Origin of the sequence: Streptomyces avidinii, assembly GCF_045161815.1 — a bacterium.
GTDB lineage: Bacteria > Actinomycetota > Actinomycetes > Streptomycetales > Streptomycetaceae > Streptomyces > Streptomyces avidinii.
Genome location: NZ_CP108863.1, coordinates 7,710,407 through 7,722,971, shown reverse-complemented (window position 1 = coordinate 7,722,971; position 12,565 = coordinate 7,710,407). Strand labels below are relative to the sequence as shown.

16 protein-coding genes are annotated in these 12,565 nt (G+C 68.0%); 8 read left to right on the top strand and 8 right to left on the bottom strand.

The genetic code is table 11. The annotated features are described in order from the left end of the window. The first annotated feature begins 162 nt into the window (after positions 1-162). From OG373_RS34860 to OG373_RS34850, 3 genes are read left to right on the top strand one after another with little or no spacing between them, the layout of a single operon-like run. Positions 163-1,398 carry a helix-turn-helix domain-containing protein gene (locus OG373_RS34860; RefSeq protein WP_405442554.1) on the top strand — a complete coding sequence of 412 codons (1,236 nt, stop codon included), beginning with the start codon at positions 163-165 and terminating at the stop codon, positions 1,396-1,398. Between the two features lie 58 nt (positions 1,399-1,456). Beyond that, the gene (locus tag OG373_RS34855) at positions 1,457-1,861 is read left to right on the top strand and encodes a hypothetical protein (protein WP_405442552.1); all 405 of its coding nucleotides are present in this window, start codon (positions 1,457-1,459) and stop codon (positions 1,859-1,861) included. Continuing rightward, entirely contained in the window at positions 1,858-2,409 is a 552-nt protein-coding gene (locus tag OG373_RS34850) for a hypothetical protein (RefSeq protein WP_405442551.1), read from the top strand. The genes OG373_RS34855 and OG373_RS34850 overlap by 4 nt, the downstream gene beginning before the upstream one ends. A gap of 114 nt (positions 2,410-2,523) precedes the next feature. Here OG373_RS34850 and OG373_RS34845 read toward each other — a convergent pair whose 3' ends face one another. Further along, positions 2,524-2,961 carry a hypothetical protein gene (locus tag OG373_RS34845; RefSeq protein WP_405442550.1) on the bottom strand — a complete coding sequence of 146 codons (438 nt, stop codon included), beginning with the start codon at positions 2,959-2,961 and terminating at the stop codon, positions 2,524-2,526. Positions 2,962-3,437: 476 nt separating this feature from the next. On the opposite strand from OG373_RS34845, the gene OG373_RS34840 reads away from it, so the two are divergent. Then, positions 3,438-3,566 carry a hypothetical protein gene (locus tag OG373_RS34840; protein ID WP_405442549.1) on the top strand — a complete coding sequence of 43 codons (129 nt, stop codon included), beginning with the start codon at positions 3,438-3,440 and terminating at the stop codon, positions 3,564-3,566. A gap of 759 nt (positions 3,567-4,325) precedes the next feature. Here the strand turns inward: OG373_RS34840 and OG373_RS34835 are convergent. The 4 genes from OG373_RS34835 to OG373_RS34820 all read right to left on the bottom strand — a co-directional run bounded on the left by OG373_RS34835 (position 4,326) and on the right by OG373_RS34820 (position 7,104). Continuing rightward, a complete protein-coding gene (locus OG373_RS34835; protein WP_405442547.1) occupies positions 4,326-4,769 on the bottom strand; it encodes a DUF5133 domain-containing protein in 444 nt (147 codons plus the stop codon). Between the two features lie 331 nt (positions 4,770-5,100). Beyond that, positions 5,101-5,250, bottom strand: a complete 150-nt coding sequence (locus OG373_RS34830) for a hypothetical protein (protein WP_405442545.1) — start codon at positions 5,248-5,250, stop codon at positions 5,101-5,103. A 1,015-nt stretch (positions 5,251-6,265) separates the two neighbouring features. Further along, a complete protein-coding gene (locus OG373_RS34825; protein WP_405442543.1) occupies positions 6,266-6,733 on the bottom strand; it encodes a DUF3618 domain-containing protein in 468 nt (155 codons plus the stop codon). Next, a complete protein-coding gene (locus OG373_RS34820) occupies positions 6,730-7,104 on the bottom strand; it encodes a phage holin family protein (RefSeq protein WP_405442541.1) in 375 nt (124 codons plus the stop codon). Before OG373_RS34820 ends, OG373_RS34825 begins: the two co-directional genes overlap by 4 nt. A gap of 334 nt (positions 7,105-7,438) precedes the next feature. On the opposite strand from OG373_RS34820, the gene OG373_RS34815 reads away from it, so the two are divergent. Beyond that, positions 7,439-7,618 (top strand): hypothetical protein, encoded by a 180-nt coding sequence (locus OG373_RS34815; RefSeq protein WP_405442539.1) that lies wholly within the window; start codon positions 7,439-7,441, stop codon positions 7,616-7,618. Between the two features lie 51 nt (positions 7,619-7,669). Here the strand turns inward: OG373_RS34815 and OG373_RS34810 are convergent, their stop codons facing one another. Further along, positions 7,670-7,993: a hypothetical protein gene (locus OG373_RS34810; protein WP_405442538.1), complete on the bottom strand. Its 324-nt coding sequence runs from the start codon at positions 7,991-7,993 to the stop codon at positions 7,670-7,672. 169 nt (positions 7,994-8,162) lie between these two features. After that, on the bottom strand, positions 8,163-8,552 hold the full coding sequence (locus tag OG373_RS34805; RefSeq protein WP_405442537.1) for a winged helix-turn-helix transcriptional regulator: 390 nt from the start codon (positions 8,550-8,552) through the stop codon (positions 8,163-8,165). A 122-nt stretch (positions 8,553-8,674) separates the two neighbouring features. On the opposite strand from OG373_RS34805, the gene OG373_RS34800 reads away from it, so the two are divergent. From OG373_RS34800 to OG373_RS34790, 3 genes are all read left to right on the top strand, one after another. Next, the gene (locus OG373_RS34800; protein WP_405442536.1) at positions 8,675-9,508 is read left to right on the top strand and encodes an enoyl-CoA hydratase/isomerase family protein; all 834 of its coding nucleotides are present in this window, start codon (positions 8,675-8,677) and stop codon (positions 9,506-9,508) included. A gap of 498 nt (positions 9,509-10,006) precedes the next feature. After that, positions 10,007-10,273, top strand: a complete 267-nt coding sequence (locus OG373_RS34795) for a protealysin inhibitor emfourin (protein WP_405442535.1) — start codon at positions 10,007-10,009, stop codon at positions 10,271-10,273. Between the two features lie 338 nt (positions 10,274-10,611). Further along, positions 10,612-11,313, top strand: coding sequence for a 2-phosphosulfolactate phosphatase (locus OG373_RS34790; protein WP_405444309.1), 702 nt, complete (start codon positions 10,612-10,614; stop codon positions 11,311-11,313). A 363-nt stretch (positions 11,314-11,676) separates the two neighbouring features. Here the strand turns inward: OG373_RS34790 and OG373_RS34785 are convergent, their stop codons facing one another. Then, positions 11,677-12,249 carry a dihydrofolate reductase family protein gene (locus OG373_RS34785; protein WP_405442534.1) on the bottom strand — a complete coding sequence of 191 codons (573 nt, stop codon included), beginning with the start codon at positions 12,247-12,249 and terminating at the stop codon, positions 11,677-11,679. Between the last annotated feature and the right edge of the window lie 316 nt (positions 12,250-12,565).

Here is a 12,565-nt window from a genome sequence, read left to right as displayed (position 1 = left end):
CGTCCAACCGGCATAGAAGCCCCCACTGACACCGCCGCGGGACGAATCACGGCCCAGTCGCAGGGGCTTCTGCATGGTGAGATCCCTTGGCCAAGGCCCACCGTCTGAGTCGGCCCGGCGGTACCGTCGCGTCAGAAGCGGTCACAGATCGGGGTGGTGGGTGTGAGCGGGTACATCGAGGAGCAAGAGCGGATCGGGCAGCGGGTTCGGCGTCAGCGGCTCTCGGTCGGGATGACTCAGGCCGACCTCGCCGCCGCGCTCGGACGGACTCAGGGGTGGGTGTCCAAGCTGGAGAAGGGGCGGATCGAACTGGACCGGGCCGGTCTGATCAACGCTGTGGCCGCCGCCCTGCACTGCCACCCGAACACCCTGATCGAGCGCCCCTACACAGGTGGCGGAGCCGAGACAAAGTGGCAGGTCTCCGCGGCCTCCATCCTGCGGGAGTTGCGCCGCTACGACCTGGCCCCCGTCTTCGACGGCACCCCGCGCCCGTCCGAGGTGCTGTGGCACGACATGAAGCGTCTGCTCCGCCTGCGTGACGCTGCGGCGAACGGCGCCGTGTTGAGCGAGCTGCCGGACATGCTGCGCGAGGCACGGGCACTCGCCGAGGTGTCCACCGGCCACGAACGCGAAGAGGCATTCGCAATCTACGCAGTGGCCTGCAAGTTCGCCCACACCGCCGCCCACGCCCTCGGACACCCCGAGCTGGTCGCCATGGCCTGCGAACGCGCCACATGGTCTGCGCAGCTCTCCGGCGACCCCGTGATGCCTGCGATGGCGCTGTGGATGCGCATGTGGGACACCTGGGCCTCGGCCGACTGGGACGATGCCCTCGCCCTCGGGGACAAGGCCCTCGCCGGCATCGAGACGGAGTACGAAGCTGGCGACCCTCTCGCCCTGCGCATGTGGGGCGCCCTGCACCTGCGGGCCGCCATCTCGTCCGCACGCGGCGGCAACGCCGCCGGATCTGATGAACGCCTCTCCCTGGCTCGTACGGCGGGAGAGCGGGTCAACGCCTACGTCGGGCCGGAGATCCACGACCGGCACTCGGTCACGTTCAGCCTCGGCAACGTCGTCATCCACAGTGTCAGCGCCGCCCTTGAAATGAGCGACCAGACCAAGGCCCTCCGCCTCAATCGCGAGGCGGACCCCGCGCACATCGCGGTCCTGCCGAACTCCCGGCTCGGTCACCACCACATGGACCTCGCCCGCGCCTGGCTGTGGGACGGCAACCGCGACCAGGCCCTGACCGAACTGGAGACCGCCGAGCGGATCGCCCCGCAAGTGGTCCGCAACCACCCCGTAGCGCGTGCGACGTTGCGGAAGATCGTCTACGCCGAGCGGGTCGCCACCCGCCAGCGTCTGCGTGGCATGACCGGACGTTTTTCGCTGGACTGATCTGCGGTTATTCCGCGGAATCATATTCGTGCGTAGCGGGCCGCATACGGTCCGCTACATGACCTCGACGCGTCGCACTGACCATGACCGCGTACGACAGCAGGCGGACGACCGTGATCCCCGCTGGCCATTGCGCGGCGATCTCGCGTACGACACCGCAACCTCCCGCACGGGTGTGGTCATAGACATCCCCGGGGACACCGGTATCACGCTCTACCGCCTGCGCCCCGAGGGCGGAGGCGAGGACGGCTGGAACGCCTCCCTCGTCACCCTGATGCCCCCTGAGGACGCCCCCGCGCCGCTGCCCCACAAGACCCCGGGCAGCACGGTGCAGGACCGGTCGGAGTACGCCCCCTGGGAGGACCCCTTCGGCTACCCCGAGGCCAGCCCCTCCCTGCGCGTACGCGCTGAGCGCGGCATGGACCGATTCCTGCGGTCGGCCGGCACGGACGGTACGGCATGAGCAGGCGCCCCTCGTGGCTCTACGAAGGCGCCCGCGTCCTGGACCCCGCCAAGGACCGCGAGGGAATCATCCAGTTCATCGGCCAGTGGGAAGACCCCCAGACCCGCCGCGTCATCCCCGAAGCCGTGTTCTTGCGCCCCGACGGGGGTACGCCGCGCCTTCTCTCGGGCAGCGCAGCGTTCTTCGACGAGCCGTGCTACCCCACGTTCGGGCAGCGCCCTCAGGGCTTTCCGCGCGTCTACGCCAACCCCGGCACGGCATCAAAGCGCCGCTACAGCACGGACGGCGCCATGTGCCGCTGGTATCCGTACGATCCTGAGGAGCGCCGATGGACGAGCCCGAAGGGCCTCCTGCATCTGTTCGAGATCGTCCGGACGCACCTGTTCCTGGAACACTGCTGGCGCCTCACCGGCGGAGAGAACGGCGGCGAATGGCTCATCGAGTACGCACCACACGGTCTGCCGAGGAGTAGCACGTGGGTACCGGCTTCGTCATCTCGACCGCGGCGCAGGCGAGCGGCTGGACGTGAGCCCAGACCACCGCTCTGATCGTTCCTGTCATCGCGCTGGTCGGCGTCTACGTCACGTACACCCTGAATAAGCGCGCGCTGCGACGCGAGCACCGCTCCAAGACGTTCGCCGAAGCGCTGACAGCGGCCCGGGTCAGGGCGAGGCGGCAAGTGCGACGCGGCGGAGGTATTCGTCGTACTCGCAGCCGGCGTCGGGATCGCCGACGGTCGGACACATCACGGGATCATCCGCCTCGCCAAAGAGGAAGACGGGAACCCTGCAGTCGGTACCGGAGAACGTGAGCTGCAGGTAGGCACCGCGATCCACCGGCTCGTCCACCCCCGGACCAAAGTGCCAGCTGCCGGAGGACATGTCCGACCGGTTGCCGCAGCGCTCTGCCGCCGACAACCGGGGAACCCCGTCACTGGTGAAACTGCCGTTCGCGTGGAAGGTCAAGACCGTCCCCTCCCGGCTGCGCCACTGGCCGGCCAGCTGGTCGGCCGAAAGCGCCACGGCGTGGTACGCCGCAGCATTACAGGCAACCGTCACCGCGCCGACAGCCACCATCAGCCCGGCACGCCGCCATCCCATGCATCCCACGGCAACTCCACCCCCGCAGCCAGGCCCGCGTCCACGGGCTCAGCACACATTTGAACACGCTCAAATGCGCGGCCTGCGCCCGGGTCCCCGCCCTACCGACCACCATCCGGCCCACATGGCCTGCCCGCCACCCCGCGAATGCCTGACCAAGCCGCCGCTTCAGGGCTGCCATCGCGCGATACGAGCAGACCCCTGTTCCTACCTCTCGCCAACATTCTTCAGGCAGCAGCCCGCAGTCGTTCCCGGAATCCGGCGACAACCGTTTCTGCCTGTGACCTACGCAGCCAGCCGTACCGCATCCGCCGACGGCCGGCTTCTCCGGACATCCGCCGGGAGCTGACCGACGAGGCCCGCTCCCTCCTCGCCCGTATGACCTTCCACCACGCCTGGCTCCAGATCGAAGCCTCGGCGGTCGCCGGACCCTGCGCCGCGCTCGTCACCGCCGCGCGCTCCGAGGCGGCATCCACATGAGCGAGGCATCGCAGCAGCCCCCGATCGACACCGACAACGGCATGAACCTCGGCGTCGCCTACTCCCGCGGCCGATCGAACGCCGCACGCACCCTCTGCATCCAAGCCATGCGGCGAAACCTCTGACCGCTACGCTCCTTACAACCCGTTGCACCCAGCCCCAGGGCCCCCGACTCCTTCGCGGCGCCCCCGAGCCATCCAGAGTCCTGACGAAGTGTCACCAACGTCAGCATTGGTCCTGGCAATGCTGACCCCACCTGGTCACGCCCGGGAAAGGTCGAGCGTGCTCAGGGGGCCTCCTGGAGCCCCCAGCGCTCGCCCCCTTCGGAACGATCTCCGCGCGGGAACCGGCCCAACCCGGCCCGCTCCGGCACTGCACCCTGACGCGGCGTCACGTGAACAGGTAGGGCTGTCAGTCTGGTTGGCAGGTGTTGTCGCGGATCTCGAAGAGGTCCAGGGCTCCGGTCATCTCCAGCAGTCTGAGCAGCTGGCTCGGGAGTGGGCCTGCCAGCGCCAGCCGACGGGTGTTCCGCAGTCGGATCAGCTCGTTGAGGAACGTCGAGTCGGCGAACCCTACTCCTGCGATATCGAGGACCAGGAGGTCGGCCTCGCCCGCCTACCCGTCACAGACATCCGCATGGACGCCGCATGTGTCCAGGTCGAACTCCCCGGAACAGACGACCACGTACAAACCGTCCGCCTCGGACCGGACGGTCACCCGCGGCGGCTCCATACTGCCTCCCGTCGTGAAGCGCATGACCGCACCAGGCCACTTGTCCCTACCTCCTTCCCCGCACATCCGTAACCATCCACGGGCATGTCGCCGAGGAGTCGCGCGGCAGGTGGCCTGCCCACGCGGGCCGCCAAGCGGGGCACCCGCGAGGCTCAGTGGTTCGGGCCGGCGGCGGGTGCGGAACCGGTGAGCCGGTTGGTGGCGATCAGCTGTTCGGCAGCGGTCAGAGCGTGGTGGACGCTGCGGTGGCCGAGCAGAACGCACAGCGTGTAGGCGGCATCGTCATACCGGGTCCGCAGACTCGGATCCTCAGGGGCGGCAAAGATACGACGGCGCAGATCCCGGAACCGTGCCAGGTGCTGGCGCAGCACGTATGGGTTCGGAATCAGCCTCGGGCCCGGCGGCCGGGCCTCGGTCAGCACGCGGTCAATCGCGGCCCGTACGGCCGACTCGAGCTCCGGCGGCGGAGGCATTGGGTCGCCCCGCAGGGAGGCGACAGCAGCCCAGGCGGCCTCCTGCAGGCAGACGTCAGCAGCACTGGCGGACTCGGACAGGATCCGGCGGGCGCAGCCGCTGTCACACGGCACCAGCGCCATCAGGATTCCGACCGCCCTGCCCACCACGGGCGTCTCCACCCTCCCCCCACAGCCCTCCGCGGGTGGAGCCTGCCGTTTGTCCACGGCTGCCAGCCCTGGTCGACCGGACTCTGCGCTGTTCACCGCACCCCTCCCCGACGGATGACCCAGGACACGATCCCCGGGTAGGGACTGTGTAGCAGCCGGGGCCGCGTCGAAGGCCCTGGGCGCGCCGCCGCAGGAGAGGGCTTCGCCCGTAGGGCTGGGGTCATCACCAATGTTGACCTGGCCGCGCTATCCGGCCGTGCCCAGGGCCATCAATCCCTGGGCACGGCAGCAGGACGTGGGGTGGTCAGACGCTGCCGCGCCAGGAGCCGGTCTCGGTGTCGCGGTCTTCTATGAAGTGTTTGAAGCACTTCAGGTCGCCCTTGGCCGGCAGGTCGACGAATCCGAGCTTGTCACCGATGTTCTCAGCGTTTCCTTCGGGGTCGAAGTCCATCATCGGGGTCACCCCGGGTGTGGGCCGGGTCGATCGGCCGGAAGGTGACCAGCCGCGACGCTCGCCCTCCCCACCGCCGCCACCGCGGTGTTCGGCAATGGCGCTCCGGACACCTGGCCGGCCTGATCGACGACGCGACGGCGGAACCCGACCGCGCCGAACACCAGGAGCGTGCAGCCTCCGAAGTGACCGCCGAGCAGCTCCGCCCAATTCCGGCGTGGACTTGGACGCGGCCAAGCATCACGGTCGGCCGCCGCGGCGTCGATCCGGTGGGCGTGAGTCCTGAACGGCCGTACGCGGCGACGGCTGGCACCTTGGCCCGCACTGGCCAATGAAGACGTTCCAAACAGCGCGATTCGGGCGGCCGTGCTCACCGGAAGGACGTGGGTGAGGCCGTTGACCGCTAACTTCCACCGCGTGGCGCCAGAGCTGGCGCAGACAGAGCACGTCGATCGTCCAGAGCTCACGCAGGTGTCGCTCTTCAGCAGGGATTTCGCGGTCCAGGCTGAAGGGCAATGTGCCGGTACAGCAACGGCTCGTCCACAGGAGTCTGGCTGTCCACCCTGACCAGGAACTCCCCCTGATCGTCAGGATGGAGATGCGGTAGTGACGGGCCAACCCTGCGGCGAAGCATCGTCCACGACGTGGTGCTCTGGTCCCTTGCCGTGTCTTGCAGGACTCCTCGCACGGTCACGGCAAGCTGGTCCGGTTCGTCGCAGAGAGCCTTGCCGGCCTCTGCTCAGCGCGTGGCGGCGGGGTTTTCGGCAAGGGCGGTGTCGACGACGCCGAGGACGCGGAGGTGATCATCCACGAGTACGGCCCAGCACGGTGACGGTAGCAGGGTCTTCACCTCCCGGCGGTGAGCCAGGACTACCGCCGTGGGCGCGTCACCAGCGGCGTGCGCCGCCCACGACGCAGCCCACGCGGCCCGGCGCGCCTCGGGTCCAAGGCCGGCGGGGGAGGCCCGGGGAACGACCGGGGCCGGCTCGGCGGACCGGGCCGGCCGCCGAGGCGCGTTTCACCGGTGCCTCCGACTGCGACGCAGGAGCAGGAAGACAACGAACATCGCAGCTGCGACGAGCAGCGGGGTGCGGTTGGCCCGCACGATGGAGGCGGCTCGAACAGCCTTCTCGCGAACCGGGTCCGGGGTCTTCTCGGCGGCAAGGTGTCCGGCGCGCGCCGCGGTGTCACGTACCTGGGCCGCAGCGTGTGCTGCCTTGTCGAGAACCGGATCGGGGGTCTTGTCCTTCACCAGCTGAGCGGCATGCGTTGCCTTCTCCCGGAGCTGGTCGGTCATCAGGGTGGCCTTCTCGGCGGCCTGCTCCTTGATCTCGGCCGCCTTCTCGATTGTCTGGGTCTTGATGTCGGCCTTGGCTGCCAGCGCCTCCACGGTCTGTCCGAGCTCCTCGCTGGTGTGCTCGACCTGCTCGCGCAGTTCCTCGGGACTGGGTTCGGGTTCCTTGTCGTCATGGGAGGGGGTGCTCATCGGTGTGCTGCCTCCTTGATCTCGGCCACATCGGCCTGGACGCTGTGGATGGCCTGCTGCGGTGCGGGAGTGCCGGCCTTAGTGATCCGTTTCTTACCGGAAGCGGCCATCACTGCCGCGACGGCGGCCAGAGGGCCGCGATGATCAGAGCCGACGCCCAGACCTTCAGTAGCAGGCGGCGAAGGTGCCGACAAGGCCCCGACCAGACCACCGCCCGCCCCGAAGCGCCTGCCCTTCTGAGTCATCTCCGCCCTGGCCAGCAGCATCTCTTCCTGGACCAGTTCTGAGATCTGCTGGGATGCTCGCGAGACAAGGTCGGCCACCGATTCCTCGCTGCTGTCACGCCCCGGCGGACGCGCAACAGCGCTCATGATCCCTCCTTGCTCCCCTCGGCCCTCTGGTGCGCTGGCTGCACGATGGCCGCCATGCGCCCTTCCGGAGCGGCGCCGCGCCGGTCAGCGGGGCTTGATTGGTCCAGGTGGTGTCCTGGATGGGGGCGTCAGCGTTGCGTTTGCCGGAGTCGATGCCGTTCAGGCAGGCCTGACGACTTTCGTAGTGCTCGCACGGCGCTGCGGCGTGGAGCATGAGTTCGACTGGAGGCGTCGAGGAGCAGTCAGAACCAGCTCGAGCGCTCATCACACCTACGGCCGATGACCGGGGTGTGGCGCTCGCGAAAAACATTCGAACACATGTTTCACTCGGGGTGTGAGACCACCGTTCCACTTCCCCGAGGACCTGATCACGTTCCAGAAGGCGTGGCAGCAGATCTACGCCGAACTCGCGCAGGCCCCCGCCGAGGCCGGTACGACCGCGCTGCGGCGCCGGCTGATCGCGCTCTCCCGACGGCGTGCACCGTGTGCGACGCGGCCGAGGCGCTGCTGCTGATCCTCGCCCAAGGCCAGGACGACGTGCGCGGCCTCGGCGACTGATCGCAGGTCAGACAGCCGGGGACACGGTGTAGTCGTGGCGTTGGTAGCCGCGTCCATTGCCGTGCCAGTCCAGGAACAGAACGGAATCGCCGATCGCGCCGGCCCGATGCTTGATGGTCGCGGTCCGGTAGGTGCCGGTGCGTGCCCCGCTGGAGGTGCCGTCCTCCAGCCGCTCCTCGACCTGGGGGAAGTCGCGCTCGGCCACCACGGGGTCGGTGTCGTCGCAGGATTGTTTGATCTGCACGCGCAGCTTGGCCCCGTCGAAGATCGTCGGGTCGTGCACGGGGTCGAAGCCAGCCCCGTCGCCGCGCTGCGCCCGCAGGGATGCCACCAGGCCGCCGACCGCTCGCGCTGGACGTCGAGTTCGAGGGCGAGGGGGAAGCGTCGGCCGCAGGGTGAAATGCCAGCAGCGTCGGGACCGCAGATTTGGGAACCGGGTACACCCGAAGCGGCGCCCCGAGCGAGTCAGCTCAGGACGATCGGTTCTCGGACATACCGTCTCAGCTTTGAACGCGTCGGTCGTACTCCATTTGGTGCGCCCGGATTTCGTCCGCGTTGTTGACCGTCCAGTCGTACAACCGGCCGAACGGCTCCCGCAGGGATTCGCCGAGCGGGGTGAGGGAGTACTCGACCCCGACCGGGGAGGTTGGCAGCACGCGGCGCACGACCATCCCGTTGCGTTCCAGGCGGCGCAAGGTGTGGGTCAAGACCCGCTGGGTCACGCCCTCGAGGCGGCGCCTGATCTCGTTGAACCGGCGGGGCTTGTCGAGGACTGCCATCACCATCATCGACCACTTGTCAGCGATCTGGTCGAGGATCGGGCGGCTCGGGCAATCGGACCGGTAGACGATGTCGATGCCTGTGCCGGCGCCGGTTTCAGAAATAGCCATGTCGGTATCCTTCGCGATCCTTGAGATGCCGAAAGTGCGTTATTGACGCCGGTCGCCCCCCACCGCACTGTAAGTATGCATCAGGAACCTAGATGCATACCGGGTACCGATCGGAGATCTCCATGAACCACGACGCATACACAACCCTGCGGGTGGGTCGCGAGGACGGCATCGTCCGCATCACTCTCGACAACCCACCCGTCAACGTCTTGAACGTCGCCCTGATGACCGACCTCCGGCACCTGCTGGCCGCGCTACGGGACGATGACTCGGTCCGGGTGATCGTGTTCGACAGCGCCAACCCGGAATTCTTCATAGCCCACGTCGACATGTCGCTCGTCGACACGCCAGACGCCTTCGACAAGCTCGCGGCCGACCTTCCAGACGGCGTCAACGTCTTCCAGGCTCTGGGGGAACTACTCCGGCACCAGCCCCAGGTGACCATCGTCAAGCTTGCCGGGATGGCGCGCGGCGGCGGGGCCGAGTTCGTCACGGCCGCGGACATGGCGTTCGCAGCGATCGGTCGCGCCGGGATCGGCCAAATTGAAGCTCTCATGGGCATCGTCCCCGGGGGAGGAGGCACGCAGTACCTCGCCGGCCGGGTCGGCCGCAGCCGCGCCCTGGAGGTGGTGCTGAGTGCGGACCTGTACGACGCCGAAACCGCAGAGCGCTACGGCTGGGTCAACCGGGCCGTCCCTGCCGACGAGCTCGACGATATCGTCGACCGCCTCGCCCGAAACATCGCCGCCCTGCCCGAAGGTGTGATCGCGGCGGCCAAGCGCGCCATCATCCCTGATGACCTGGCCGAGGGTCTCCTGCGGGAGCACGACGCCTGGGCGGGCCAGATCGTTCGCCCCGCAGCCGAGCAGGTGATCCGCGGCGGACTGGCCTTCGGTGCACAGACCCGCGACGGCGAGCGCGATCTGGAGGGACTGCTCCGGGGACTGGCCGGATAGGACCTGGACGAGTGCGCCACGTACTCACCGTTGTGCTGTCGACCGCGGCAAGGTGCGGCTCGCTCACGACAGCGTCGAGCAGACCCGTCCCCCAGGCGCGAAAGCCTCCACGTGTCGCACCCAGCGTTGCCGAGCCCTGTGGATGCGCAGCACGCCTCGCCAGTACGGCGCCAGACGACCCGCCAGGTAACACGTCCACTTCACGGCCGGGCGTGCAGACCAGCTCGAGTGCCGAAGCTCGTCGGCCTCGGAGGCCGCAAATGGCAGATGGGCCAGGGCCGGTCTTCGCCCAGTCGGCACAGAGCCGAGCCCGGCAGGCTTGGGCGTCTCCTCACGTGGTGTGGCCGCGTTTCGGACATCTTGCGCTGGAAGTGCGCGGAGAGGCGCGTACGCGGTTTTGCGGGCAGGCGAAGGCTGACTACAGCCATGCACCGCCTCCGAGCCCCGGCACTGGCCGAACGCCCGACCAGGCGGTGTTCTGTTCAAGGAGGTTTCACCATGCTCATCACCGTCACACGCACCGGCGGGCTTGCGGGCGGAGAGCAGACTGCTTCTCTGGAAACGGAGTGCCGCAGCGACAGGCTCGAGCTGGAGCGGCTGGCTGAGCGTGCGCTCAGCGGTGAAAGCCCTGCGGGGCAGGACCCCGTTCCGGACGGCTTCAGCTACGTCGTCCGCGTCGACAGCAAGCTGGTGGAGTTACGGGATCCGTACCTCACCGAGGACCAGCGGCAGCTGATCGACACTGTTCTGGCCACTGCAGCCTGACCGCCCCGACCGGGACCGGTACGGCGCTGGTCCCGGTCGTTCAGCCACCCTTGATCCTCGACTCGCTGACAAGTGTCTCTCCGAGCCGTGGAGGTTGCCCGTGATCGACGCTGGGGCCTCAGGGGCAGAGGGAGGGATGAGGCGGATCTCCGGCGCAGTCTCAGCGGGTGTTGTCGCCCGGCCGGACTTCCACGGGGTTGTCTCACTTGATGTTGCCGGTCAGTCGTCTTCGGCCGTTGTACATCGGCTGAAGGCGGCTTGGCGGCAGCGTCCCGAGCAGATGTAACGCGCATCACTCTCCGGGCGCCTTGGGCCGAGCATGCGTGATCATGACCGGAATGGACACTCGTTTCCTTGGCATCGCTGATCTCGTCGAAGCCCCGTCCGTGGCGGTCGTAGTCGACGTCATGCGTGCTTTCACCGTGGCTGCCTGGGCCTTTGCCCAGGGGGCGGAAAAGATCGTTCTTGCTGAGTCGTTGGACGAAGCCCTGGCGCTCAAGGCCCGCCACCCGGATTGGGTGGCGCTCAAAGACGGTCCGCCCGCGCCCGGGTTCGACACCGTCAACTCCCCCGGTCTGCTGCGGTCCATTGACCTTGGCGGACGGACCGTTGTGCAGAAGACCACGGCAGGGACGGTCGGCGCCCTTGCGGTGAAAGAGGCGTCGCTGGTGCTGTGCGCGAGCTTCGTGGTTGCGGAGGCAACGGCTCGGCTCTTGCGGACGTACGAGAGTGACAGTGTCACGTTCGTGGTGACCGGCGAAGATGGGCAGGCCGATGAAGATCTGGCGTGCGCTCAGTACATCGCTCGGAGGGCCACCGAGGCCGGGACGGACGCTGCTGGGTTCCTCCGCCGCGCTGCCGAGTCGCGCGCCGCGGCCGAACTCGCGGAGGGGGTGCGCCAAGGAGTCCATCCCGATGACGTTGCTCTCTGTCTTGAGATCGACCGGTTCCCGTTTGCCATGGTGGCGACGTTGGAAGGCTCGCTCATGGTCCTGCGTCCACGCGCGATGCCTTCGCCGACTGACGCGAACCCGGCCTGATCGCTATTGAGCTCTACTTTCATCATCGACAGCTAGCACCCTGTCGGGGATGCAGTGTCAACTGCATCCCCAATCGCGGTGGTCATGCGGATGCGTGGCTGAACTCGCTGGCCAGTAGGAGGCCCAAAAGACGGGCCTCCTCGATGCCCTCGGCGATCGGGAAGAGGCTCCAGGCCGAGGGGAGGCCCAGGACCCGGCCCGGCCCGGCCCGGCCACCAGAAGACGACCGGTACGCCGCAGGAGCAGCATCAGTTCGAGCGTCGAGGGGTCGGCAAGGGTCACAGCGCACCACGGTCGAGCGGTGAGCCACCGCGTGCCGGCCAGGGCGAGTGCCACGCTGACGAGGCGAGCGCGGGAACCTTGTCAGCGGACGACGTCGAAGACGTTCTTCTGCAGCCCGTTCGCGTACGCCTCGTGCTCGACGAGCTTCAACTTCTGTGTGTCCTTGTCGGTGACGCTGAAGAGCCGCTTGCCCGCGCCGAGCAGCAGCGGGAAGACAACCAGGTGGTAGCGGTCGATCAGGCCGGCGTCCGAAAGGGCCTGGTTCAGGGAGGCACTGCCGTGGACGATGATCGGGCCGCCCTCGGTCTCCTTCAGTGCGGCGACCTCGTCGAGCGAACGCAGGATCGTCGTCTCGCCCCAGTTCGACACCAGGTCGTCCTCGGTGAGGGTGGTGGAGACGATGTACTTCGGCATCACCTTGTAGTCGGCGAAGTCCTCCATGTCGGGCCACACCTGGCTGAACGCCTCGTAGCTGGTCCGGCCCAGCAGTATCGCGGAGGCTTCCTTCTGCTCCCGGCCCTTGATCTCGAACGCCTCGGGGAGGAACTCGACGTCCTTGAAGGTCCACCCGGAGTTCCGGTAACCGGGCTCGCCGCCCGGGCCCTCCACGACGCCGTCGAGCGATATGAAAGCAGTGCTGATCAGGGTACGCATCTCAGGTCCTCGGTGTCTCGTGTCTGGCTCTCAGCAGGGTCGGCCGATGCACACTTCGACCACACTCGTGGCTGCGGTGCAGCCATCATGATCTATGACTGTGGATCACGGAAAAACGCATCGGTCGACAGCCGACCAGCGGCGCATGCCCGGCGGCCGACACCGCAGTTGCGCCCCGGGCTCCCTGCGGCATCGGCCGTCGCAGCTGACCGCCCTCGGTTGTCGCGACTCGCCAGCAGCCCGCGGTGCTTGCCGGATGGCTCCGTTGCACGCAACAAGTACACCGCCGAAGGGACACCGCCGGCGAAGGTCCTGC